Consider the following 22,145-nt stretch of genomic DNA (forward strand, 5'->3'; position numbering starts at 1 on the left):
TGGCCCACTGCTTGCGCGGCGGCTTGAATTAACCCCGCGGGTGATGCTGGGCGTGCAGGTGCTTGAGGCGCTCGCGCGCAACATGCGTATAGATCTGTGTGGTCGAAATGTCGGCGTGGCCCAACAGCAGTTGTACCACGCGCAGGTCGGCGCCATGGTTCAACAAGTGGGTGGCAAAGGCATGGCGCAGCGTATGCGGCGACAACGGCCCCTTGATGCCGGCCTTTTGCGCATGTTTCTTGATCAGGATCCAGAACATCTGCCGGGTCATTGCTGCGCCGCGGCCGGTAACGAACAGGGCGTCGTCGACCTGCCCGTTGAGGATGATGCCGCGTGCATCTTTCAGGTAGCGTTCCAGCCAGGTGCGCGCCTCCTGTCCGAAGGGCACCAGGCGGGTCTTGCTGCCCTTGCCTGTGATGCGCAACACACCGTCGTTCAGGCTTACTTCGACCAGTTTCAATGCCACCAGTTCCGACACCCGCAGCCCGCTCGCGTACATCAGCTCGAGCATGGTGCGTTCGCGCAGGCCCAGCGGCGTGGACACGTCCGGCGCCGCCAGCAGCGCCTCCACCTGGCCTTCGGTGAGGGTATGGACGAAGCGGACCGGCTGCTTGGCCGAGGCCATCTTCAGGCAGGGGTCGTGCGGGATCTGGTTGCGGCGCAGCGCGAGCCCGTAGAAGCGCTTGAGTACCGACAGGCGCCGGTTCGCCGAGCTGGGCCGGGTCTCGGGATGGCGCTCGGCGAAATAAGCGGCGATGTCCTCGGGCTGCACGGCGAGCAGGCTGGCGCGCTGCGGGCGCTTGGCTTCCAGCCAGCCGGCAAAGAGCTTGAGGTCGCGGCGGTAGGCGTCGAGCGAATTTTTGGCCAGCCCCTGTTCCAGCCAGAGGGTGTCGCAGAACTCGTCGATCAGTCCCAGATCGATTGCTGCTGCCATGGGGATGCGGTGGCGCCTTCGTGGCGCAACAACCAGCGCTTGACCGAGAGGTGGAAACCGTTTTCGTCGTCCTGGTTCGAGAAGCCGCCCAGGCCGCCGGATGCCGTCACGCGGTGGCAGGGAATGATGAGCGGGAACCAATTGGCGCCGCAGGCCTGGCCCACCGCGCGCGGGGCCGAGCCGATCGTCTTCGCCAGTAGTCCATAGGTCTTGACGCTGCCGCGCGGTATCGCGGAAATCTCGGACCAGACGCGGCGCTGGAACTCGGTGCCGGCCTCGACCAGCGGCAGGTCGAAGCGGAAATCGGGGTCCTGCAGGTAGTGCGCGACCTGCCGGGCGGCCCGCTCGGCCACCTCGCTGTCGCCGGTTTTTTCCTCGAACGAGGGCGGCAGGTAGACCAGTTCACGGACACGGCCATCGAGGGTGCGGATCCCGATGGCGCCAAATGCCGCCGGAACAATGGCGTTGAACAAAGTGCTTGCCTGGTCAGTCTTCATCCCCGCATCTTAACCGCTGGGATGCGCCCCTGCCAGCTTTTGCGGCGGGCCTCGGCGAAAAAAACGCGCACAAGGACAAAAAAAAGCGCACCCCAAGGTGCGCTCCAATTCGGGTCACGTCCCCGGCCGTTTAGCTGTGCTAACGGCTTCTGTAAAACGTGTGTCTCCTCGATTGTTCTCCGGTATGGATTACCGTGATTTTCTCTATGCTCCCCAAAACCGTATGTGTTCTGTTCGCGTACGCACCATGTGAGTGCGTCGAGGCCCCATCATAACGCAAGCTTTCCCTACAAGCGTATCTTTTTGACCACATTACAAAAAATTATTTTTAGATATGAAGTAAACGCATGAGCGTTCGCAATCGTGTCATGCAGCTGTCATAGGTAGCTGCATTGTTGGCCATGGATTGGCCATCAGTTGGCGACCTCGCGCCGGATCGCCTGCACCACATCCTTGCCGATGCGCGCTTCCATCTGTGCATATACGGGCTGCATCGCGCGCCGCCATTCGGCCTGCTGTTGCGGGCTGAGCGTATGGATCGTGGTGGTGCCCGCGCGTCGGATCGCCTCCAGGGCCTCGTCATTGGTACGCTGGGCAATGGTTTTTTCGTAGGCGGTGGCCTCGCGCATCGCCCGCTCCAGCTGCCTGCGGATGCCGCCAGGCAGGCCGTCCCAGAACTTCTTGTTGACGATGACGGCATAGCCCAGGTAGCCGTGGTGCGACACCGTCAGGTGCTTCTGCGACTCGTGCATCCGTTGGGTGAACATGTTCGAGGGCGGGTTTTCGGTGCCCTCCACCACGCCGTCGCGCAGGGCCGGGGCGGTTTCCGAGAAGGCCAGCGCCACCGGCTGGGCGCCCAAGGCGCGCATCTGCGCGTCCAGTACCTTGGATGCCTGGATGCGCATGCGCAGGCCGCGGAAGTCCTGCGGCTGCAGCAGCGGCTTGTTGGCCGACATCACCTTGAAACCATTGTCCCAGTAGGCCAGGCCGGTGATGCCCTTCGACTCCAGCTTGCGCAGCAGGCCGCGCCCGATGCGCCCCTCCGTCACCGCGTACAGCGCCGCCTTGGATGGGAAGATGTAGGGCAGGTCGAAAGCCTCGAATTCCTTCACGCCCAGCGGCGAGAACTTCGCCAGCGAGGGCGCGAGCATCTGCACCGCGCCCAGCTGCAGGGCTTCGAGCTCCTCGCGGTCCTTGTAGAGCTGGCTGTTCGGGTAGACTTGCACCTTCACCCGGCCGCCGGTCATCTGTTCGGCTAACGCTTTGAAGCGCTCCGCGGCGCGCCCCTTGGGCGTATCCGGCGCGACCACATGACTGAACTTGATGACGATCGGCGCCTGCGCCCATGCGGCATTGCCTGCGGCGGCAAGCAGCACGGCGGCGAAGAATCGGACCTGTACGGCGCGGATCGGGAAGGCGGTTCGGTTCATCCTGCTGATTGAAGAGAATATGATGGGTAAGACCAGTCTGCGCGGCAGGCGCCTGCAGCGCCATCGTGGACTTCCACAATAATAGATACTCGCCCAGAAATACATGTGTTTTGGCTGCCATGAGCGGCGCACTCGCCGCCTTGCACAGCATCGGCAAGCCGCACCTCCGGTTCTGCGCGCCAAGACTCACGTTTATTTCTTGTCGAGTACGTTGGCCGACAGTGTAACGAAGTACGGAGCATTAATGAAATTTCCTTTCGCCCAGCAGCCAGACGCCCAGCGCGCCCGCTCCTGGCGCTGGCTGGTGCCGGTGCTGCTGGTGCTGCTGTTCCTGGCCGTGCTGATCTGGCTGCCATGGCAGGCGCGCCAGATGGAAGCGACCGAACGCCAGGAACAGCTGATCGCGGATACGCTCTGGGTCGAACAGACCCTGCGCTTCGAGCTGGCGCGCAGCGAAGAGGCGTTGGCCGGGCTGGGCAGCGATCTCGCATCGCGTCCACCTTCGGCGCAAGCCTTGCAGGCGCGCTTCCGGCAGATGTTCGAGAACGGCCCCGAACTGGTGCGCATCGTCTGGTACGGCGCCGACGGCACGGTGCGGGCCAGCCATGGCCTGGAGCCACCCGGCGCCCTGCCCGCGCCGACCCGGTTGGCGGCCAGCGTGGCCATCCCCTCCCGGCGCGGCCGCTACAGCGAAGCCTACGGCGCCAGCGAAGCCACCCCGGGCCTGCTCGACTACTACCTGCCGCTGTACGCCGGCGGCAAGCCTGCGGGCAGCCTGGTCGCCACCTACAGCCTGCAGGTGCTGCTCGACGAAACCGTGCCCTGGTGGTTCGCGCAGGACAACGCGCTGACCCTGCTCGACCGCGACGACCGTCCCGTCGCGCGGCGCGCTGCCGGCGGCCCCGGCCGCGGCATCTACACCCACCGGCGCGAGCTCGACCTGCCGGGTGCGCTGGTGGTGCTGTCCACCGACAGCGTCAAGCGCGCGCCCGAGCTGCTGCCGAACCTGCTGGTGGGCTCGGTCATCGTGCTGGCCCTGGGCCTGGTGCTGAGCCTCGCCTCGCTGTGGCGCCACATCTCGCGCACGCTCGCGGCGGAACGGGCACTGCGCCAGCAGATGGCTTTCCGCACGGCCATGGAGAACTCGCTGATCACCGGTTTGCGCGCGCGCGACCTGGAAGGCCGCGTGACCTACGTGAACCGCGCCTTCTGCGAGATCGTCGGCCTGCCGGCAGAAGAACTGGTCGGCAAGAAACCGCCCATGCCCTACTGGGCGCCGGAAGTCATGCTTGAGTACGAGGAACGCTTCCGCGGCGTCCTGTCGGGGAACATCACGCCCCAGTTCGAGACCGTGTTCCAGCGCCCGGACGGCACACGCGTTCCGGTGCTGGTGTACGAGGCGCCGCTGGTGGATGCCGACGGCCGCCAGACCGGCTGGATGAGTTCGATCCAGGACATCACCGACCGCAAGCGCGCCGAAGAACTCAACCGCCAGCAGCAGGAAAAGCTGGAAACCAGCGCGCGCCTGGCCACCATGGGAGAGATGTCGTCGATGCTGGCGCACGAACTGAACCAGCCGCTGGCGGCCATCTCCAGCTATACGGTGGGCGCCCTGAATGTCCTCGAGCGCACTGGCAAGTCCGGGGACGCCGACGATGTGAAAATGGCGGGCATGCTCAGGCATGCGCTGGAGCAGGCGCGCCAGCAGGCGCAGCGCGCGGGCCAGATCATCCGCAGCGTGCACGAGTTCGTGAAAAAACGCGAGCCGCGCCGCGAGCCGGTCACGATCCATAGCGTGGTCGAGGGCGTGCGCGCGCTGATCGAGCTGCAGGCGCGCCAGGCCGGCGTGACCTTGCGCGTCGAGCTGCCGCCGGCCCTGCCCTCGGTACTGGCCGACCGCGTGATGCTGGAACAGGTGCTGCTCAACCTGACCCGCAACGGCATCGAAGCAATGGTCGACACCGGGCTGGACCAGCGCGTGCTGCGCATTACGGCCGAGCATGGCACTGGGAGCGAGGACAGCACGCTCTCGGTGTCGGTGATCGACCGCGGCCACGGCATCGCACCCGACGTGGCGGCCGGGCTGTTCTCGCCCTTCTACTCGACCAAGCTTGACGGCATGGGCATGGGCCTGTCGATCTGCCGCACGGCGATCGAGTTCCATGGCGGTACCCTGACCCATGCGCCGAACCCGGGCGGCGGCACCATCTTTACTTTCACCTTGCCTGCGCAAGCGGCGAGCGGGGCGCTGGGCTAAAATCCGGGTACGGCCCTTGCGGCCGAACGATCAACAGAACAAGCACGCCCCGGAGACCCATTACATGCTGCACATCGTCGACGATGAAGACGTCATCCGCGACGCGCTCGCCTGGCTGGCGCAATCGCGCGGGCTGGAAGCGCGCGGCTACGCGAGCGGGGAAGCATTTCTCGCCGCCGTCGGCTCGTCCGTCGCTCCCGCCGCGAACGGTACGCAGGGTGCGCAGGACGCCCAGGGCGACTGCGTACTGCTGGACGTGCGCATGCCCGGCATGAACGGCGTCGCCGTTTTTGACCAACTGGTCAAGAATGGCCTGAGCGCGCGCCTGCCCGTGATCTTCCTGACCGGCCACGGCGACGTGCCGATGGCGGTCGACTCGCTCAAGCGCGGCGCCTTCGACTTCTTCGAGAAGCCCTTCAACGACAACGTGCTGATGGACCGCGTCGAGGAAGCGCTGGCGGCCTCGCGCAAGGCGCTCGAGGGCGCCGTCGTGCAGGCGCGCCTGGCGACCCTGTCGGCACGCGAGCGCGAAGTGCTGGACCTGATCCTGGCAGGCATGATGAACAAGGTCGTGGCGGACAAGCTCGGCATCAGCATGCGCACGGTGGAGGTGCACCGGGCGCACATCTTCGACAAGATGCAGGTGAAGACGGCCGTCGAGCTCGCCGGGCTGCTGAAATAAGCGGCCACTTGGAACTTCCTGAACTGCCCTCAATTGCCCTCCGTTCTCCTTCTTTTTCGCGCGGCAAGCGTCCCTGCGATTTGAAGGAAGCCTTGTAAAATGAACCGGAACGCCTCGTGACCTCCGCATTCTGTAGCGGTCGCGGAGCTATTGCATTTAGGAATTCTCATGAACGAAAAGACAGTTGCAGACAAGATGTTCCTGAGGACGGCGAAATCGATGCTGATCCTTAACGGCCAGGCCAACCCCGGTGTCGTGGCCCAGATGCCCCAGCACCTCGTCAAGGAAGGCGACGGTCCCTTCGACGTGATCCTGATGTTCGCGCTCAACCGCAAGGAGCTCGAGCAGTACCTGCCGATCGCCAAGGAACGCCTGGGCGAGAAGGGTTCCTTGTGGATCGCCTATCTCAAGCAGACCGCATCCAAGGCCACCGACATCCACCGCGATTCGATCAACGCCTATGCCAAGGAAAACGGCATCACCGCCGTGGCGATGATCTCGATCGACGGCGACTGGTCCGGCCTGCGCCTCAAGCGCATCGAGGTCTAAGCCGCTTGCTCGTGGCGGCTGAGCGCCCAGGCCACATGCTCGCGCACCAGGGCTGAGGTGTGGTCGGCACGGGCGCGCAAGGCCGCCACGATCGCCGCATCGCCCTTGCCGGCCGCACTGGCGGCGGCATTCCCCAGCCCCACCGCCAGGTTGCGCAGCCAGCGCTCGTGGCCGATACGCCGGATCGGACTGCCTTCCATCCGGCGGTTGAACTCCTCCTCTTCCCATCCGAACAGTTCGACCATTCCGGAATCGCCGAGGCCATTCCTTTCGTCGAAGTCGGGCAAGGACGCGCGCTGCGCGAACTTGTTCCACGGGCAGGCCAGCTGGCAGTCGTCGCAGCCGTAGATGCGGTTGCCGATCAGCGGACGCAGCTCCTCCGGGATGCTGCCCTTGAGCTCGATGGTCAGGTAGGAAATGCAGCGCCGCGCATCCAGCCGGCCGGGGCCGAGGATGGCCTGGGTCGGGCAGACCTCGATGCAGGCCTGGCATTGCCCGCAATGGGCGCCCGTGGGCGGATCGACCGGCAGCGGCAAATCGACCAGGATTTCGCCGATGAAGAAGGTGGAGCCGGCCGCGCGCGACAGCAGCAGCGTGTGCTTGCCGCGCCAGCCCAGGCCGGCCTTTTCCGCCAGCGGCAGTTCCATTACCGGCGCCGAATCGGTGAACACGCGGTAGCCCAGCTCGCCGACAGCAAGCTTCACGCGCTCGGCCAATTGCTGCAGGCGGTTGCGCAGCACCTTGTGGTAGTCGCGTCCGCGCGCATACACCGAGACCACGGCGGCGCCGGGTTCCAGCTGGCGTGCCTGCTCTTCGGAACGCCAATCCTCCCCGCGCGACATCGGCAGGTAGTCCATGCGGGCCACGATGGCGCGCACCGTGCCCGGCACCAGTTCGCCAGGACGCGCACGCTTCATCCCGTGGCTTGCCATATAATCCATCTCGCCATGGCAGCCGGCATCCAGCCAGGCCTGCAACCCGGCTTCCGCATGCGCCAGGTCGACGTCCGCGATGCGCACGTCGGCGAAACCGAGTTCCGCGCCCCATGTCTTGATGGTGCGTGCAAGCTCGTGCAGGTCTGGTGGGGATGTCAACATGGCAGGATGGAACAATGCGGCGCAAAGCGCAAATCAACCCCGTATTTTATTCGATGCAGCCCTTCAAAGCCTATCTCCCCGACGAATCCGCCACCGCCGCATTGGGTGCGGCACTGTCTCGCGCGCTCCGGCCCGGCCTGGTGATCTACCTGCACGGCGACCTCGGCGCAGGCAAGACGGCGCTCACCCGGGCCCTGATCCAGGCGGCCGGGCACAGGGGCACGGTCAAGAGCCCGACCTACACGCTGTCCGAGCCCTACCGGGTGGAGATCGATGATCAGGCTGTCAACATCATTCACTACGACCTCTACCGGATGTCGAGCCCGGAGGAATTCCTCGACGCAGGCTTCCGCGAAGATTTCGACGGCAGGAATGTCTGCATCGTCGAATGGCCGGAAAAAGGCGAGCCGGTGTTGCCGGCACCCGACGTCCGCGTGTTGCTTAACGTCAGCGGTCTCGGCCGTGAGGTAGAATTGCAAGCGTTGACTCAACCAGGCCTGCTATGTCTCGACCGCCTCGCCTACCCTCCACCGACTCCCTGATTCCTGCGCGTCCCGCCGCCGCGCGCCGCCGCACCCTGCTCAAGGCCGGCGGCACGCTGCTGCTGTCCGTGGTCGCTCCGCTGCCCGCCGGCGCCGCGCAGATCATGGCCGTCCGTGTCTGGCCTGCGCCCGACTACACGCGGGTCACGCTTGAAAACGACAGCGAACTGAAGACCCAGCACTTCCTCGTGCCCGACCCGCCGCGGCTGGTGGTGGACATCGACGGGCTCGGCTTGAACAACACCTTGAGGAGCCTGGTCGCCAAGATCGAGCCGAACGACCCCTACATCAAGCAGGTGCGGGTCGGCCAGAACCGCCCGAACGTGGTGCGCCTGGTGTTCGACCTGAAGGAGGAGATCAAGCCGGAAGTGTTCACGCTGGCGCCGGTGGCGGGCTACCGGCACCGCCTGATCTTCGACCTCTACCCCACCCGCCCGGTGGATCCGATCGCCGCGCTCATCGAAAAAGGCGACTGGTTCGGCAGCCGGCCGGCCGCGGCGGCAAGCAGCGCCAACCCGGCCTCGCCCCTGCCCGCCACGCCGCCGGCCCAGACCGAAGCGGGCACGGATGCCATTGCCAAGCTCGAGTCCGAGATGTCGGCCCTGAACGGCACCCCGCCGCCGCAGCCGGTGCAGCCGACGCCGTCCAAGGGCGAAGCCAAACCGGCTTCACCGAAAGTGGTACGCATGGTCACCATCGCGCTCGACCCGGGCCATGGCGGCGAAGACCCCGGCGCCATCGGCGCCTCCGGCGCGCGCGAGAAGGACATCGTGCTGGCCGTGGCCAAGCGCCTGAAGGCCAAGCTCGAGCAGCTGCCGAACACCCGCGTCATGCTCACCCGCGACGGCGACTACTTCGTGCCGCTCGGCCAGCGCGTGCAGAAGGCGCGCAAGGTGCAGGCCGACCTGTTCGTGTCGATCCACGCGGATGCCTGGATCTCGCCGACCGCGCGCGGCTCCTCGGTGTTCGCGCTGTCCGAAAAAGGCGCCAGCTCGAGCGCGGCGCGCTGGCTGGCGGACGGCCAGAACAAGGCCGACCTGATCGGCGGCGCCAACTTCGCGGTGCAGGACAAGCAGATCGCGAGCGTGCTGCTCGACCTGTCGACGACGGCCCAGATCAACGACAGCCTCAAGCTCGGCAAGGCCGTCCTGAGCGAGATCGGCGGCATCAACCGCCTGCACAAGGCCGCGGTCGAGCAGGCCGGCTTCGCAGTGCTGAAGGCGCCTGACATTCCCTCGATTCTGGTGGAAACTGCATTCATCTCGAATCCCGACGAAGAAGCCAAGCTGAAGGACGACGGTTACCAGAACCAGCTGGCCGACGCCATCACCAAGGGCATCAAGCGCTACTTCGCCGACAACCCGCCGATGGCCAAGAGCCGTCAGACCTGAGCCTCTTTACCATTCTTCAACCATGACCCTGGCCACCCACACCACCATCGGGCAGCTGCCCGCGATCCGCATCGAGGCTCCGGACGGCGCCCAAGCCACCATCACCTTGTACGGCGCCCACCTGGTGTCGTGGAAGGGGGCGGACGGCAAGGAGCGCATGTTCATGAGCGGGAAGTCGGTACTCGACGGTAGCAAGGCCATCCGCGGCGGCGTGCCGGTGATCTTTCCGCAGTTCGCGGAACGCGGCAAGGGGATGCGCCACGGCTTCGCGCGCGTGAGCAACTGGCGCCTGGGGGACAGCGGGCTGGAAGACGGTGCGGCCTGGGCGAACTTCGACCTGGCGGCGGGCGACCTGCCCACCAGCGTCGCCGACGCCTGGCCCCATACCTTCGCCCTGTGCCTGCGCGTGGCGGTGCGCGCGAATGAACTGAGCATGACGCTCACCGTGCGCAACCTGGGCGCGGCGCCCTTCCCCTTCTTGGCGGCGCTGCACACTTACCACCTGGTGCCGGACGTGTGCGAGGTGCGCATCGAAGGCATTTCCTCGGACGAGATCTCGATCATCGACAAGCTGGACGAGGTCTATCCGCACGTGGCGGGACGGGCCCAGCTGGCGACGAGTGCGGGGACGCTGGTGCTGGAGCAGTCCGGCTTTACGGATGCGGTGGTGTGGAACCCGGGCGCGGTGGATGCGGCGGCGCTGTCCGACATGGAGAACGACGAGTACAAGCGCTTCGTGTGCATCGAGCCGGCCGTGCTCGATCCGGTGACACTGGAGGCGGGCGAAAGCTGGACCGGTACCTACCGCGTCAGCTGATGAAAAAGCCGCAGGGTGGTCGGCTTCGCCGACCACCCTGCGGATCAGTGGGACTCTTTGATCATCCTGCCGTTGCTCGGCTGAATCGGCCGCGCATTCAGCGGATACAAGCGCGAGAACAGCGCCATCTGCGCCGGCGAGGCCTGCATGGTCTGCTTCATGACGATCCACAGCACATCCTCGGTACAGGGCGGCTCGGTCAGCGAACCCATGTAGGTGAAGTATTCGCGCTTCTCCGGCAGGGCCTCGCTCGGATCGAGCAGGATCGACGGCGACACGGCCTGGTGCTTTTCGAGCGGCAGGTTGTTCCACACCGTCTGGATCAGCGGATTGGCCTTGCCGCGCTCGAGCAGCACGGCCAGCACCAGCAGCTTGCCCTCGTAGCTGCGGTGCACGAAGTGGATCACCATCTCCGTGCCCTTGCCGTTGATGCGCTCTTCCGACGGGCGGTGGAAGTGGAACTGCTGCAGCTCGTAGGTCATGTTGCCGACCGTGAGGAAGTTGCCGCCGCCCACCGTCACCTGGATGGTGTGGCCATTGTCGATCTCGCTGAACGAGCTCGGACGGTAGTCGAAGGCGATGTGCTCGAGGTCGACCTTGATGCCGTCGCGCAGATCGATCGGCGACTGGCGGTTGCCGGTATTGCACTTGGCCCAGGCGGAATTGATGTTCGACCAGTTGGCCGGGCCGTACTCGCCTTCGTAGGTCCAGTGGGTGCCGTTCTTCGGCTTGCTGGCGGCGGCGATCGCGGCCTCGGCTTCCTTGCGGCGCTTCGCCTCGGCGGCTTTGCGCGCCTTGGCGGCTGCGGCGGCGCGGGCCGCCTGCTGCTCGCGCAGCTGGGCCAGGCGTTCGGCGATGCGCACCGAGAGCTCGACTTCGGACTGCTCTTCGCCCGCGGACGAATTCGCGGCCGCTGGCGCAGGACGGGCAGCAGCGGCAGCGGTGCGCGTATCGGCCGCGGCGGCCAGGGCCTTGATGTCCGTCTTGGCGGCAACGGGCTTGCCTTCGAGGATGGCCTTGACGGTAGCCGTCTTGCCATCGGTCGCTTTGTCGGCGGATGACTTCGGAGCGGGGTCGCTCGCGCTTGCGGACGCCATGACAAGGCTGCAAGCTAACAGGGCGATGAGGTGGCGCATGAGAATCCAGGGAGTGTCTGTCTTCATGCTTATCGGCAATAAGCGCCGCAAACTTGAGTGCGCTAAAACAAGAACGCCCCGAAAAGTTCGGGGCGCTGCAAGGACGGCAACAGCTGTGTTTACCGGCTCAGCATGTTGCGGCCGAATTTGACCAGCCCGCCGATCGCCAGCGGCACCATCGCCGCCGAGATGCCGACCAGCACGATCTCGGTCAGGTGTTCCTTGACCACCGGGACATTGCCGAATAGGTAACCCGCAGTGACCAGGCTGGCCACCCACAAGACCGCACCGGTCACGTTGAACAGCTGGAAGCGGGCCAGCGTCATCTCGGACACGCCGGCCACGAGGGGGGCGAAGCTGCGCACCACCGGCACGAAGCGGGCCACGATGATGGTCTTGCCGCCGTGCTTCTCGAAGAAATCGTGGGTGCGGCGCAGCGCATCCTTGTTGATCCACCGGTAATTGTGCGTGAACACGCGGTGGCCGATGGCCCGCCCGACGTAGTAGTTCACGGTATTGCCCGTCACCGCGGCCGTGATCAGGAGGGCCATCAGGAGCGCCAAGTTCATCTGGCCGGTGGCGCAGAAGGCGCCCGCGATGAACAGCAGGGTGTCGCCCGGAAGGAAGAAGAACAGGACGAGCCCGGTTTCGCAGAACACGATCGCGAAGAGCACGATGTACACATAGGTTCCGTACTGGGCCAGGAGCGCGCCCAGCGTCCTGTCGACATGCAGCAGCATGTCGAATAACTGCATCAGATCCATCATCTTCCTAGAGGGTTAGCCGTGCATCATACCACCAGTCACCATCCCGGCAGAGCGGGCCTGGCTTTACCTTCCGACCACATTCCCGCACAATCGACCGGATAACAACCTGGAGACTGCATGACCGCATCATTCACAACATCCAGCCTGGCCGTCGCCGTCCTTGCCATGCTGACTGCCGGCGCCGCTTGCGCCGCCGCTGCCAAACCAGAGAAGGAACTGCCGCCAAAGCCCTCGATGGCCGACGTGGTCAAGGCCTCCAAGCCGGGCGACTGGCGCCCGCTCGACCCGGAAAACACGATGGTCATGGACCTGCCGACCGGCCGCGTCATCATCGAACTGGCGCCCGCGTTCGCACCGAACACCGCCGCCAACATCCGCGCCCTGGTGCGCGAGAAGTATTTCGACGACCTGTTCATCATCCGCTCGCAGGACGGCTTCGTGGTGCAGTGGGGCGACCCGGACGAGGAAAACCCGAAGCCGTTCAAGGCTGCCAAGACCATCAAGGCCGAATTCACCGTGCCGGCCAAGTCGGTCGGCAGCTTCACCCGGTTGAAGGATGGCGACGTCTACGCGCCGCAGGTCGGCCACGTGAATGGCTTCCCGGCTGCGCGCGACCCTGCCAGCGGCCAGGCCTGGCTGGTGCACTGCCCCGCCATGATCGGCGTGGCGCGCGATACGGGCGCCGACAGCGGCAATGGCTCGCAACTGTACGTGGTCACCGGTCACGCGCCGCGCCACCTCGACCGCAACATCACCGTGGTCGGCCGGGTCGTGCACGGCATGCCGCTGCTCTCCAGCCAGCCGCGCGGCACCGGCGCCGCCGGCTTCTACGAGAAACCGGAGCAGCGCATGCCGCTCAAGCTGGTGCGCATGATGGCTGACATGCCCGAAGCCGAGCGCAGCCGTTTTGAAGTGATGCGTACCGACAGCGCCACCTACCAGGCCGTGGTGGAGGCGCAGCGCAACCGCGGCGGGCCATGGACCAAGGTCGCGGCCGGCAAGATCGACCTGTGCAATGCACCGATCCCGGTGCGTGAACAAAAGTAAGGACCTCGTCCTTGCAGGGTGGGCGGGGAACCCGCCCACCCTACAGAAAAGCGCCGGGCTATAATCTGCACATGAACGCGCCCGCCCCGACCCACCGTCCCATCCAACAGCTCCCTGACCAGCTCATCTCCCAGATCGCCGCCGGCGAAGTGGTCGAGCGGCCATCTGCCGTGGTCAAGGAACTTCTGGAAAACGCACTCGACGCGGGCGCGACCCAGATCACCGTGCGCCTGGAAGAAGGCGGCGTCAAGCGCATCGCCATCACCGACAACGGCCGCGGCATCGAGCCGGACCAGCTGCCGCTGGCCCTGGCGCGCCACGCCACGTCCAAGATCGCCTCGCTGCACGACCTCGAGCACGTCGGCACGCTGGGCTTCCGCGGCGAGGCGCTGGCCTCGATCGCCTCGGTGGCCGCGGTGCGCATCACTTCGCGCACGCCGGGCGCGCCGCACGCCTGGGAGATCGTCGGCTCGCACGAGGGCACGGTGGCGCCTTCGTCGGGCACCTTCGGCACCACCATCGACGTGCAGGACCTGTATTTCAACACCCCGGCGCGCCGCAAGTTCCTGAAGTCCGAGCAGACCGAATACGGCCACTGCGCCGAGGTCGTGCGCCGCATTGCCCTGGCGCGCCCGGACGTTTCCTTCAGCCTCACGCACAACGGCCGCACCATCGACCATTGGAACGTGAGCGAGGCCGCCAAGCGCAGCGCCCAGATCCTCGGCAACGATTTCGCCGAAGCGCGCCTGCCCCTGGACGAAGCGGCCGGCCCGCTGCGCCTGCACGGCTACGTCGGCCTGCCGACCGCCTCCAAGGCGCGCGCCGACGGCCAGTTCTTCTACGTCAACGGGCGTTTCGTGCGCGACAAGCTGCTGGTGCACGCGGTGCGCGCCGCCTACCAGGACGTGCTGCACGGCGACCGCTTCCCCTGCTACGTGCTGTCGCTCGAGCTCGATCCGGCGCTGGTCGACGTCAACGTCCACCCGTCCAAGATCGAGGTGCGCTTCCGCGACAGCCGCGCGGTGCACCAGTTCGTGTTCCATGCGGTGCAGCGCACCCTGGCGCAAACCTCGGCGACCGCGCATGGCAGCGCGCCGGCGCCGATTTCCGCCGCCGAAGTGAAGCCGACTGGTACGCCGGTGTGGGCGCCGCGCCCGCACGAGCAGACTTCCTTCGGTGCGCAGCTGGCGCCGAGCTTCTCGCCGTCGCCGTTCGCGCCGGGCAGCCGCTGGGACGATCCGCGCCCCGGTCCGATCAACGGCGCGTCCACCGGCGGCGTGGCACAGCGTACCGAAGCCTACGGCGCCCTGTTCGCCGCTGGCGGCCCGGCCAAGGCCGAGGCGCCCGTGGGCGTGCCCCTGTCCGCCCTTGAGCGCCCGCTGTCGAACGACGACTTCCCGCTCGGCTTCGCGCTGGCCCAGCTGCACGGCATCTACATCCTGGCGCAGAACACCAAGGGCCTGGTGCTGGTCGACATGCACGCCGCCCATGAGCGCATCCTCTACGAGCAAATCAAGAACGCGCTCGATGCGCGTGCCGACGGCGCAGAGCTGCAGGTGCAGCAACTCCTGATCCCGGTGACCTTCTACGCCGACGCCATCGAAGTGGCGACCGCCCAGGACCATGGGGAGACCCTGAAGACCCTCGGCTTCGACATCGCCGCGCTGTCGCCGACCACCCTGGCGGTGCGCACCGTGCCGACCCTGCTCAAGAACGCCGACGCCCAGACGCTGGCGCGCGACGTGCTGCGCGACGTGCGCGAATACGGCGGCTCGCGCGTGCTGGTCGAGCGCCGCAACGAGCTGCTCGGCACCCTCGCCTGCCACACGGCGGTGCGCGCCAACCGCATCCTTTCGGTGCAGGAGATGAATGCGCTGCTGCGCCAGATGGAAATCACCGAACGCTCCGACCAGTGCAACCACGGGCGCCCGACCTGGGTCCAGCTCGAGATTGCCGCGCTCGACAAGCTTTTCCTGCGCGGCCAGTAAGCATGACGATGAACAGCAAGAAACCGATGGCCGTGGCCATCATGGGTCCGACCGCGTCCGGCAAGACCGCGGCCGCGCTGGCGATCGCCAGGACCCGTCCGGTCGAGATCATCTCGGTCGACTCGGCCCTGGTCTACCGCGGCATGGACATCGGCACCGCCAAGCCGAATCCAGAAGAATTGGCGGCCGTGCCGCACCACCTGATCGACATCATCGACCCGTTGGAAAGCTATTCGGTGATGCAGTTCCGCGAGGATGCGATTCGCCTGGTGGGCGAGATCAGCGCGCGCGGCGCCCTGCCGCTGCTGGTCGGCGGCACGATGATGTATTTTAAGGGCCTGACCGACAGCCTGGACGAGCTGCCGACCGCCGACCAGGCAGTACGCGCACAGATCGATGCCGAGGCGGCGCAGATCGGCTGGCCCGGCATGCACGCCAAACTGCGCACGCTCGACCCGGTGACCGCCGAGCGCCTCAAGCCCAACGACGCGCAGCGCATCAACCGCGCGCTCGAGATCATTGCCCTGACCGGCAAGCCGATGTCCGAACTGCTGGGCAAGCGCGAGAAGCCCGAGCTGCCGTTCGAGTTGATCTCGTTCGCATTGGAGCCTTCCGACCGCGCCGTGCTGCACCGGCGCATTGCGCTGCGCTTCGACCAGATGCTGGGCGAGCGCGACGACGAGGGCCTGGTGGCCGAAGTGGCGCGCCTGCGTGCGCGCGGCGACCTCTCCCCAAGCCTGCCCTCGATCCGCTGCGTCGGCTACCGCCAGACCTGGGATTACCTGGACGGCAAGATCGACCGCGCCGAGCTGCGCGAACTGGGCATCATCGCCACGCGCCAGCTGGCCAAGCGCCAGATCACCTGGCTGCGCGCGATGCCGGAGCGGATCGTGATAGACTGCCTCGGTACGGACCCGACGGGCGAGCTGATGGATCGGCTGAACCAGTTGAAAAAATGACATTGGCGCGAGATTTTTGCGTCACGGAAGGTAGTCCAGCCTTGACAGGCGACGCGCCGCCCCCGATAATGCCTGCCGTTGCGGTGATATAGCTCAGCTGGTTAGAGCACAGCACTCATAATGCTGGGGTCGGTGGTTCAAGTCCACCTATCACCACCACAGAATTCCAAACGGATGGCTTGGCTCGCGCAGTCAGGCCATTTTGTTTTACCGCCCTGCGGTGCACTTTTTCGGTGATATAGCTCAGCTGGTTAGAGCACAGCACTCATAATGCTGGGGTCGGTGGTTCAAGTCCACCTATCACCACCAGACGGAAACGGCCCGGTTCTCACGAACCGGGCCGTTTTTCTTTGTACTGGCGAAGTCAGCCTAGTCCACGGCGGGCGCGCGCCTGACGTCGTGCAACTGCGACAGCAAGGCCGCCAACCGGTCCATGTCGACCGGCTTCACGAAGTGATGGTCGAAGCCGGCCGCGGCACTGCGTTCGCGGTCGCTTGCACTGCCGTAACCGGTAATCGCGATGATATAGGCCGGCGCACCGCCCGGCCGTCCGCGGATGCGGCGGGCCAGCTCGTAACCGTCCATGCCCGGCAGGCCGAGATCGAGCAGAAAGACATCGAATGGGCCCTTCTCTGCAGTCGCGGCGGCGCGTACCGGATCGTGCTCGACGGTGACGACGTGCCCCCTGGCTTCGAGATACATGGCCAGGGTTGTGGCGGCATCGACGTTGTCGTCCACGACCAGGGTCTGCAGGCTGCGTACCGGAGGTGGAACATCCGTGCCGCGCGCCCGGGGCTGCTTCTGCTGCGGCGACGCGATGCGCGGCAACAGCACCCGCAGGCGGCTGCCGCGGCCACTGCCCTCGCTATGCGCACTGACCTTTCCGCCATGCAGCTCCACCAGGCTCCGGACGAGCGGAAGTCCCAGGCCGAGGCCGCCCTGGCTGCGGTCCGGCGTGCGCTCGGCCTGCACGAACAGTTCGAACGCGCGCCGTATCAGGCCGGGATCCATGCCGATGCCGTTGTCGACAACGTCGATCGCCACCGTGTCCGGCGTGGTCGCCACCTGGACCGCGACCCGGCCGCCATCGGGGGTGTATTTGGCAGCATTGTTCAAGAGGTTGACCAGTACCTGCACCAGCCGCTTGGCATCGCCGTCCACACAAGCGGGCTCCGGCGGCAGCTCGACGCTGACCTGGTGGCGCTTTGCTTCCATCAAGGGCTGGGCCTGTTCCAGCGCCAGCGCGACCAGGTGCTTCACGTCGAGACTGGTCCGGTCCAGCGTCGCCAGGCCGCGCGTCACGCGCGACACGTCCAGCAGGTCGTCGATCAGGCCCGTCATGTGGCGCACCTGGCGCGTGATGACGCCGCTCGCACGCTTGACCGACTCGCTGTTGGCCATCATCGACAACAGGTCGGCCGCCGCGCTGATCGGCGCCAGGGGATTGCGCAGTTCGTGCGCGAGCATGGCCAGGAATTCGTCTTTCGCGCGGCTGGCCTGCTCGCGCTCGTGGTTCGCGCGCGCCGCATGCAGGCCGGTCACGGCGAGCGAGGTGGCGCCACGCAGGAAGGCCATCTGGTTGAAGTTCGGGAACTGCGGGTCGGCCGCTCCGAACAGGATCTTCCCACCCAGCTGGCCATAGCCCATGCTCAGGCGCAGCAGGCGCATCGGTCCCAGCGGCGTCTCGGCCTCGAACACGCGACCGTCCGCCACGGGCGTGCGCAGCAAGGCTTCACAGGCTGCTGCCAACTGCGCCTGGGTTGCCGGCTGCACCGGCAGGCCATCGATGTTCATGCGGACGATCCTCGGGTCCTCAGGCAGCCCCACGGTCTCGAGGTAGGACAGGCGCAGCGGCACGACGCGCTCGACCGCCTGCAGCATCAGCTGCAGGATGGTTTCGCCGTCGCGGCCGGCCCACAAGGCCGGCAATGCAAGCAGGCCCATCAGGTCGCGCACGCCCTGCTCGGCGCTGTCCTGGACCGGCGCATCAGTCCGGGGCGGCATGTCGTTCTTCACTGGATCGGCTGGTGCTTCTACGGCCGTCTCAGGCAGCCTGGCCGGCGCGCGCAAGCTCGCGACGCTCGAGCTCGGCGAGCATCGAGGAAGCCGGGATATAGAAGGGGTTTTCCTGTACCACGCCGTTGACCAGGGTGAGCGGGTGGGTGCGCAGCAGGTCCATCATCATGGCGCCCGACAACTTGGCGGTGTCGTATACGCAGATCGCCGGCTGGCGGTGCTGCGACAGGACTTCGTTGACTTCGGCTTCATAGGCCAGCAGCTCACGCTCGAGACCGGTATTCGAGAGAGTCCAGTCCATATTGCCCATGATGCGTACGCGTCCGTAACCGGCCTCGGCCGCGTCGCGGCACACCTGCTGGAGCGTCGCGAGCATGCGCTCGCGGTCGAAACGGCATTCGTCGTCCAGGTAGGCGCCATACCACGAGGTCAGTTCCAGCTGGCCGCAGGCTTCGCAATGGTCGACATCGATGCCGTTCTCCGACAGGCGCGCGCGGTGCTCGTCCATCACGTTCGGATCGACAATGTGCAACACCTTCTCGCCCTGCTCCAGTCCCTCGCGGAAGAATGGTGCCAGGACATCATATTCCTGTTCACGGCTGTCGAAGAACGCGCAAACATGGAAATGTTCCATCTCGGTTCCGGCCAAGGATAACTGTTTCATAAACGAATCAATTGATTAAGGGTGGGAAGAGCGGATGCGGACGATGTATCGCTTCTACAAGCAAACTGAACCGCAAATGTCCGGTTGACTATCCATTCTACCGTCCTTCGGTCGACCGGCGAGCAATAATCGCCAATTGTGAAATTTTTTAATACGCAAATGCAACAATGACCGGGTTCTTGCAAACCCGGCCAATGCTGGACTGCCATGCGTACTCAATGCTTCTTGCCACCGCCCGAGATCTTGTTCTCGGTCGCCCAGGCGCGCCGTTTTGCTTCCTCTTTCGACAAGCCCTTCTTCTCGTAGCCTTCCTCGATGTGCTTGGCCTGGCGTTTCTGCTTGTCCGTGTAGGACGATTTATCACCTTGAGGCATGATGGTTCTCCTTTCGATGGCGGGATGGTCCACCGCCCTCAGCCTACGCTCCTGCCTGCTTCTGTAATGTTCGGTATCTTACGCAAAGAGACGTTCTACTCAGCAGTAAAAGACTCGTCCAGCGCATAATCGCCACGTGCCAGCCCCGCCAGGACGGCGCCGGCCTGTTGCAGGTATTCCGACGGCACCAGGATGCGCACGCCGCCCAATGCCGGCGCCAGCAGCAGGTCGGTCTGCATCAGGTGCGCATCCGCCAGCACGGCCGGGATGCCGGCCGCAACCAGGCAGCCCTGGGCCAGCGTCGCGTCCATGGGAATCAGGTATTTGGCGATGACGAACAGGTCGCGGCCGGGAATCTGGACGACGTCCGGGTTCGCTGCCAGCCAGGCATTCAGTGCGAGTTGTTCCATGCGAGCCTCTCTTGGCAAATTTTACTGCCCGGTCAAAACAGCGCAGGCGCCTGCGACAGCAGGTACAGGGTAACCCCAATGAGGCCGCCGACGATGGTGCCGTTGATGCGAATGTACTGCAAGTCCTTGCCGATGTTGAGTTCGATTTGCTCGGACATCTCGCGATCGTCCCACTGTTTCACCGTATCGGCGATGTGGCGGGTCAGGAAGCCCGCAAATTCCGGAGCGACGCCGCGCACCGCCGATTCCAGGTTGTCGTTCAGCGAAGCGCGCAGCTGGGGATCCTCGGCCAGTACCTTGCCGACCCAGGCGCCGGTCGCCACCAGCCGCCGGCGCAGGCTCGACTCCTCGCTGTGCAAGTCCTTCTTCACCCAGCCTTTCAGCTCGCCCCACAGCGAGGCCAGGTAGCCGTTGAGCGTCTCGTCGCCCAGCAGGTAGGCCTTGATCTCGTCCGCCCTGGCGGCAAACGCGGGGTCGGCCTTCAGGCGCTCGATGAATTCCTGGGTAAACACATCGAAGCGCTGCCGCAGCGGATGCTGAGGGTCGGCCGCCACCTTGTTCAGGATGCTGGATGCCAGCCGCACCGCCAGGCCGGCCCCCTTGCGGCCAATGAGTTCCGACGGCAGCATGCTTTCGATGAAGGCATAGTCCTCCTTGAGCCAGTCGACGATGCCCTGCGAGATCGTGGCCTGGGTGTCGGCGTTGTCGAGCAGGCGCGCCAGCTGGGTGATGCCTTCGTTGAGCAGTTCCTGGTGGCGCCCGTCGCGGGTCAGGCTCTCCAGGATGGTGCCGGCCGACTTCGACAGGTCGACACTGTTCACCATCGCGTGCACCGCACGGCGGATGAAGCCCTGCACCGCACTGTCCTCGATGAAGTCGAGCATCCAGATGCCGACCCGCACCAGGTGCTGGCCCAGCAGCTCGGTATTGGCAGGCTTGACCAGCCAGTCGGCCACCTTCTGCACCGGGTCGTGGCGCTGGATCAGGCGGATGATCGATTCGGTGTCGAGGAACTTCTCGTGCACGAACAGCGCCAGGTTGTCGGCAATGCGTTCCTTGTTCTTCGGGATGATCTCGGTGTGGCGCGAGACGATGGGGATCGGCACGCGCCTGAACAGGGCCACCACCGCGAACCAGTCGGCCAGGGCGCCGACCATGGCGGCTTCGGAAAAGGCGCGCAGCAGGCCGGTCCACCAGTTCTGGGGCAGGAACAGGGTCAGCACGAACAGCGAGGCCGCGCCCGCGAAAAACGCGAGCGCGAGCATTTTCGATTGCCGCAGTTCGGCTTCTTTCGTCATAGGCTCCTGGGGTTTGTAGGGTGGGCAAGTTCCTTGCCCACGCGCTCAACCAGCGGTGAGATCATCGTGTTGCGTGAGGCATCCGCAAACTATCACCGCGTGGGCGGCATAGCCGCCCACCCTACAAATGCTATATGACTTCGCCGTTTCTCAGCGCTTCGATTGACTCGGCCGTAAAGCCCCAGTCGGCCAGGACCGCTTCGCTGTCCGCCCCGGGGCTGCTCGGCACGCCAGGGGTGGCGGGCGCCGTGCGGCTGAAGCGGGGCGCCGGCGCCGGCTGGGTGACGCCGTCGATCTCGACGAAGGTGCGGCGGGCCGCGTTGTGCGGATGGCGCGGCGCTTCTTCCAGGTCGAGCACGGGCGCGAAGCACACCTCGGTGCCTTCCAGCAGGCGGCACCATTCGTCGCGCGTCCTGGTGGCAAACAGCGCCGCGAAACGTTCGTGCAGTTCTGGCCAGTGCGCCTTGTTCCAGCGCTTCATGAACAGCGGATCGCTCTGGCCGGTGAGGGTGAGCAGCGTGGCGAAGAACTGCGGCTCGATGGCGCCGATCGCAACGAACTTGCCGTCGCTGCAGGCATAGGTGTCGTAGAAGGGGGCGCCGCCGTCCAGCAGGTTGCCTTCGCGCTGGCCGCTCCAGCTGCCGGCGCCGCGCAAGCCGTACATCATGGCGCCGAGCAGGGCCGCGCCATCGGTCATGGCGGCGTCCACCACCTGGCCCTGCCCCGACTTGCGCGCCTCCAGCACCGCGCAGACCACGCCGAAGGCCAGCATCATGCCGCCGCCGCCGAAGTCGCCCACCAGGTTCAGCGGCGGCGGCGGCGGGCTGTCGGCGCGACCGGTCGAGTACAGCATGCCCGACAGGGCCACGTAATTGATGTCGTGTCCCGCCGCCTGCGCCAGCGGCCCGCTCTGGCCCCAGCCGGTGACGCGGCCGTAGACCAGCTTCGGATTGCACTCCAGGCAATCGTCCGGGCCGAGTCCCAGGCGTTCCATCACGCCCGGCCGGAAGCCTTCGAGCAGCACGTCGGCCTGCTCGATCAGCCGCATCGCGGCGCAGCGCCCGGCCGGCTGCTTGAGGTCGAGCGCCAGGGAGCGGCGTCCGCGTGCCATCACGTCGTGGCGGGTACCCAGCACCGGATACGGACTGTCCGCGCCCGGATTGCCCTTGCGGTCGATGCGGATCACCTCCGCTCCCATGTCCGCCAGCATCATCGCCGCGAACGGGCACGGGCCGATGCCCACCATCTCGACGACCCGCACTCCTGCCAATGGTCCTGCCATTCCTGAAG

At 65.9% G+C, this 22,145-nt stretch carries 21 protein-coding genes and 2 tRNA genes; 11 read left to right on the forward strand and 12 right to left on the reverse strand.

Features of this window, described 5'->3' with window-relative positions:
* Positions 1-28: 28 nt before the first annotated feature.
* The 3 genes from xerD to MA09_RS16390 all read right to left on the reverse strand — a co-directional run bounded on the left by xerD (position 29) and on the right by MA09_RS16390 (position 2,861).
* Entirely contained in the window at positions 29-934 is a 906-nt protein-coding gene (gene xerD, locus MA09_RS16380; RefSeq protein WP_036250824.1) for a site-specific tyrosine recombinase XerD, read from the reverse strand.
* Positions 907-1,431 (reverse strand): methylated-DNA--[protein]-cysteine S-methyltransferase, encoded by a 525-nt coding sequence (locus MA09_RS16385; RefSeq protein ID WP_036250828.1) that lies wholly within the window; start codon positions 1,429-1,431, stop codon positions 907-909. The genes xerD and MA09_RS16385 overlap by 28 nt, the downstream gene beginning before the upstream one ends.
* Before the next feature lie 413 nt (positions 1,432-1,844).
* Positions 1,845-2,861 carry a TRAP transporter substrate-binding protein gene (locus tag MA09_RS16390; protein WP_036250830.1) on the reverse strand — a complete coding sequence of 339 codons (1,017 nt, stop codon included), beginning with the start codon at positions 2,859-2,861 and terminating at the stop codon, positions 1,845-1,847.
* Positions 2,862-3,105: 244 nt separating this feature from the next.
* Between MA09_RS16390 and MA09_RS16395 the strand changes: the two genes are divergently transcribed.
* The 3 genes from MA09_RS16395 (at position 3,106) to MA09_RS16405 (ending at position 6,349) form a co-directional block, all read left to right on the forward strand.
* Entirely contained in the window at positions 3,106-5,118 is a 2,013-nt protein-coding gene (locus tag MA09_RS16395) for a nitrogen regulation protein NR(II) (protein ID WP_036250833.1), read from the forward strand.
* Positions 5,119-5,182: 64 nt separating this feature from the next.
* Positions 5,183-5,800 carry a response regulator transcription factor gene (locus MA09_RS16400; protein ID WP_036250835.1) on the forward strand — a complete coding sequence of 206 codons (618 nt, stop codon included), beginning with the start codon at positions 5,183-5,185 and terminating at the stop codon, positions 5,798-5,800.
* A 168-nt stretch (positions 5,801-5,968) separates the two neighbouring features.
* A complete protein-coding gene (locus MA09_RS16405; RefSeq protein ID WP_036250838.1) occupies positions 5,969-6,349 on the forward strand; it encodes a DUF3052 family protein in 381 nt (126 codons plus the stop codon).
* On the opposite strand, the gene queG is transcribed toward MA09_RS16405, so the two are convergent.
* A complete protein-coding gene (gene queG, locus MA09_RS16410; RefSeq protein WP_036251007.1) occupies positions 6,346-7,446 on the reverse strand; it encodes a tRNA epoxyqueuosine(34) reductase QueG in 1,101 nt (366 codons plus the stop codon). The genes MA09_RS16405 and queG overlap by 4 nt on opposite strands.
* A gap of 53 nt (positions 7,447-7,499) precedes the next feature.
* On the opposite strand from queG, the gene tsaE reads away from it, so the two are divergent.
* The 3 genes from tsaE to MA09_RS16425 are packed head-to-tail and all read left to right on the forward strand — an operon-like array spanning position 7,500 to position 10,196.
* Complete coding sequence (gene tsaE / locus MA09_RS16415; protein ID WP_036251010.1) at positions 7,500-7,988, forward strand: tRNA (adenosine(37)-N6)-threonylcarbamoyltransferase complex ATPase subunit type 1 TsaE; 489 nt, start codon at positions 7,500-7,502, stop codon at positions 7,986-7,988.
* Complete coding sequence (locus MA09_RS16420) at positions 7,949-9,379, forward strand: N-acetylmuramoyl-L-alanine amidase (RefSeq protein WP_081897644.1); 1,431 nt, start codon at positions 7,949-7,951, stop codon at positions 9,377-9,379. Before tsaE ends, MA09_RS16420 begins: the two co-directional genes overlap by 40 nt.
* 22 nt (positions 9,380-9,401) lie before the next feature.
* On the forward strand, positions 9,402-10,196 hold the full coding sequence (locus MA09_RS16425) for a D-hexose-6-phosphate mutarotase (RefSeq protein ID WP_036250840.1): 795 nt from the start codon (positions 9,402-9,404) through the stop codon (positions 10,194-10,196).
* 44 nt (positions 10,197-10,240) lie between these two features.
* On the opposite strand, the gene MA09_RS16430 is transcribed toward MA09_RS16425, so the two are convergent.
* Positions 10,241-11,332 carry a carbonic anhydrase gene (locus MA09_RS16430; protein WP_036250842.1) on the reverse strand — a complete coding sequence of 364 codons (1,092 nt, stop codon included), beginning with the start codon at positions 11,330-11,332 and terminating at the stop codon, positions 10,241-10,243.
* A gap of 119 nt (positions 11,333-11,451) precedes the next feature.
* Positions 11,452-12,096: a VTT domain-containing protein gene (locus tag MA09_RS16435; protein WP_036250845.1), complete on the reverse strand. Its 645-nt coding sequence runs from the start codon at positions 12,094-12,096 to the stop codon at positions 11,452-11,454.
* Between the two features lie 120 nt (positions 12,097-12,216).
* Between MA09_RS16435 and MA09_RS16440 the strand changes: the two genes are divergently transcribed.
* The 5 genes from MA09_RS16440 (at position 12,217) to MA09_RS16460 (ending at position 16,402) form a co-directional block, all read left to right on the forward strand.
* A complete protein-coding gene (locus tag MA09_RS16440; protein ID WP_036250848.1) occupies positions 12,217-13,146 on the forward strand; it encodes a peptidylprolyl isomerase in 930 nt (309 codons plus the stop codon).
* Between the two features lie 71 nt (positions 13,147-13,217).
* Positions 13,218-15,134, forward strand: coding sequence for a DNA mismatch repair endonuclease MutL (gene mutL / locus MA09_RS16445; RefSeq protein ID WP_036250850.1), 1,917 nt, complete (start codon positions 13,218-13,220; stop codon positions 15,132-15,134).
* A 2-nt stretch (positions 15,135-15,136) separates the two neighbouring features.
* Positions 15,137-16,093, forward strand: a complete 957-nt coding sequence (gene miaA, locus MA09_RS16450; protein WP_036250852.1) for a tRNA (adenosine(37)-N6)-dimethylallyltransferase MiaA — start codon at positions 15,137-15,139, stop codon at positions 16,091-16,093.
* 82 nt (positions 16,094-16,175) lie between these two features.
* Positions 16,176-16,252: transfer RNA gene (locus MA09_RS16455), tRNA-Met, on the forward strand.
* A gap of 73 nt (positions 16,253-16,325) precedes the next feature.
* Positions 16,326-16,402 (forward strand) — tRNA-Met (locus MA09_RS16460).
* 60 nt (positions 16,403-16,462) lie between these two features.
* Here MA09_RS16460 and MA09_RS16465 read toward each other — a convergent pair.
* The 6 genes from MA09_RS16465 to MA09_RS16490 form a co-directional block, all read right to left on the reverse strand.
* On the reverse strand, positions 16,463-18,097 hold the full coding sequence (locus MA09_RS16465; protein ID WP_152594692.1) for an ATP-binding protein: 1,635 nt from the start codon (positions 18,095-18,097) through the stop codon (positions 16,463-16,465).
* A gap of 40 nt (positions 18,098-18,137) precedes the next feature.
* A complete protein-coding gene (locus tag MA09_RS16470) occupies positions 18,138-18,743 on the reverse strand; it encodes an MEDS domain-containing protein (protein WP_229440763.1) in 606 nt (201 codons plus the stop codon).
* Positions 18,744-18,988: 245 nt separating this feature from the next.
* On the reverse strand, positions 18,989-19,147 hold the full coding sequence (locus tag MA09_RS25070) for a hypothetical protein (RefSeq protein ID WP_036250857.1): 159 nt from the start codon (positions 19,145-19,147) through the stop codon (positions 18,989-18,991).
* A 95-nt stretch (positions 19,148-19,242) separates the two neighbouring features.
* The gene (locus tag MA09_RS16480; RefSeq protein WP_036250859.1) at positions 19,243-19,557 is read right to left on the reverse strand and encodes a putative signal transducing protein; all 315 of its coding nucleotides are present in this window, start codon (positions 19,555-19,557) and stop codon (positions 19,243-19,245) included.
* Positions 19,558-19,589: 32 nt separating this feature from the next.
* Positions 19,590-20,855, reverse strand: coding sequence for a DUF445 domain-containing protein (locus MA09_RS16485; RefSeq protein WP_036250862.1), 1,266 nt, complete (start codon positions 20,853-20,855; stop codon positions 19,590-19,592).
* A gap of 130 nt (positions 20,856-20,985) precedes the next feature.
* A complete protein-coding gene (locus MA09_RS16490; RefSeq protein ID WP_036250864.1) occupies positions 20,986-22,137 on the reverse strand; it encodes a CaiB/BaiF CoA-transferase family protein in 1,152 nt (383 codons plus the stop codon).
* Positions 22,138-22,145: the final 8 nt, after the last annotated feature.

This window comes from Massilia sp. BSC265 (genome assembly GCF_000740675.1).
In the GTDB taxonomy this organism is placed as follows: Bacteria; Pseudomonadota; Gammaproteobacteria; order Burkholderiales; family Burkholderiaceae_D; genus Telluria.

What these genes read in the sequence shown, in the direction of transcription:
- MA09_RS16435 (WP_036250845.1), bottom strand. Translation starts at nt 12,096, where the DNA reads ATGGATCTGATGCAGTTATTCGACATGCTGCTGCATGTCGACAGGACG.
- mutL (WP_036250850.1), top strand. Translation starts at nt 13,218, where the DNA reads ATGAACGCGCCCGCCCCGACCCACCGTCCCATCCAACAGCTCCCTGAC.
- MA09_RS16430 (WP_036250842.1), bottom strand. Translation starts at nt 11,332, where the DNA reads ATGCGCCACCTCATCGCCCTGTTAGCTTGCAGCCTTGTCATGGCGTCC.
- MA09_RS16405 (WP_036250838.1), top strand. Translation starts at nt 5,969, where the DNA reads ATGAACGAAAAGACAGTTGCAGACAAGATGTTCCTGAGGACGGCGAAA.
- MA09_RS16480 (WP_036250859.1), bottom strand. Translation starts at nt 19,557, where the DNA reads ATGGAACAACTCGCACTGAATGCCTGGCTGGCAGCGAACCCGGACGTC.
- MA09_RS16490 (WP_036250864.1), bottom strand. Translation starts at nt 22,137, where the DNA reads ATGGCAGGACCATTGGCAGGAGTGCGGGTCGTCGAGATGGTGGGCATC.
- MA09_RS16485 (WP_036250862.1), bottom strand. Translation starts at nt 20,855, where the DNA reads ATGACGAAAGAAGCCGAACTGCGGCAATCGAAAATGCTCGCGCTCGCG.
- MA09_RS16385 (WP_036250828.1), bottom strand. Translation starts at nt 1,431, where the DNA reads ATGAAGACTGACCAGGCAAGCACTTTGTTCAACGCCATTGTTCCGGCG.
- MA09_RS25070 (WP_036250857.1), bottom strand. Translation starts at nt 19,147, where the DNA reads ATGCCTCAAGGTGATAAATCGTCCTACACGGACAAGCAGAAACGCCAG.
- queG (WP_036251007.1), bottom strand. Translation starts at nt 7,446, where the DNA reads ATGTTGACATCCCCACCAGACCTGCACGAGCTTGCACGCACCATCAAG.
- xerD (WP_036250824.1), bottom strand. Translation starts at nt 934, where the DNA reads ATGGCAGCAGCAATCGATCTGGGACTGATCGACGAGTTCTGCGACACC.
- MA09_RS16400 (WP_036250835.1), top strand. Translation starts at nt 5,183, where the DNA reads ATGCTGCACATCGTCGACGATGAAGACGTCATCCGCGACGCGCTCGCC.
- MA09_RS16470 (WP_229440763.1), bottom strand. Translation starts at nt 18,743, where the DNA reads ATGGAACATTTCCATGTTTGCGCGTTCTTCGACAGCCGTGAACAGGAA.
- tsaE (WP_036251010.1), top strand. Translation starts at nt 7,500, where the DNA reads ATGCAGCCCTTCAAAGCCTATCTCCCCGACGAATCCGCCACCGCCGCA.
- MA09_RS16425 (WP_036250840.1), top strand. Translation starts at nt 9,402, where the DNA reads ATGACCCTGGCCACCCACACCACCATCGGGCAGCTGCCCGCGATCCGC.
- MA09_RS16440 (WP_036250848.1), top strand. Translation starts at nt 12,217, where the DNA reads ATGACCGCATCATTCACAACATCCAGCCTGGCCGTCGCCGTCCTTGCC.
- MA09_RS16395 (WP_036250833.1), top strand. Translation starts at nt 3,106, where the DNA reads ATGAAATTTCCTTTCGCCCAGCAGCCAGACGCCCAGCGCGCCCGCTCC.
- MA09_RS16390 (WP_036250830.1), bottom strand. Translation starts at nt 2,861, where the DNA reads ATGAACCGAACCGCCTTCCCGATCCGCGCCGTACAGGTCCGATTCTTC.
- MA09_RS16465 (WP_152594692.1), bottom strand. Translation starts at nt 18,097, where the DNA reads ATGCCGCCCCGGACTGATGCGCCGGTCCAGGACAGCGCCGAGCAGGGC.
- miaA (WP_036250852.1), top strand. Translation starts at nt 15,137, where the DNA reads ATGACGATGAACAGCAAGAAACCGATGGCCGTGGCCATCATGGGTCCG.
- MA09_RS16420 (WP_081897644.1), top strand. Translation starts at nt 7,949, where the DNA reads ATGTCTCGACCGCCTCGCCTACCCTCCACCGACTCCCTGATTCCTGCG.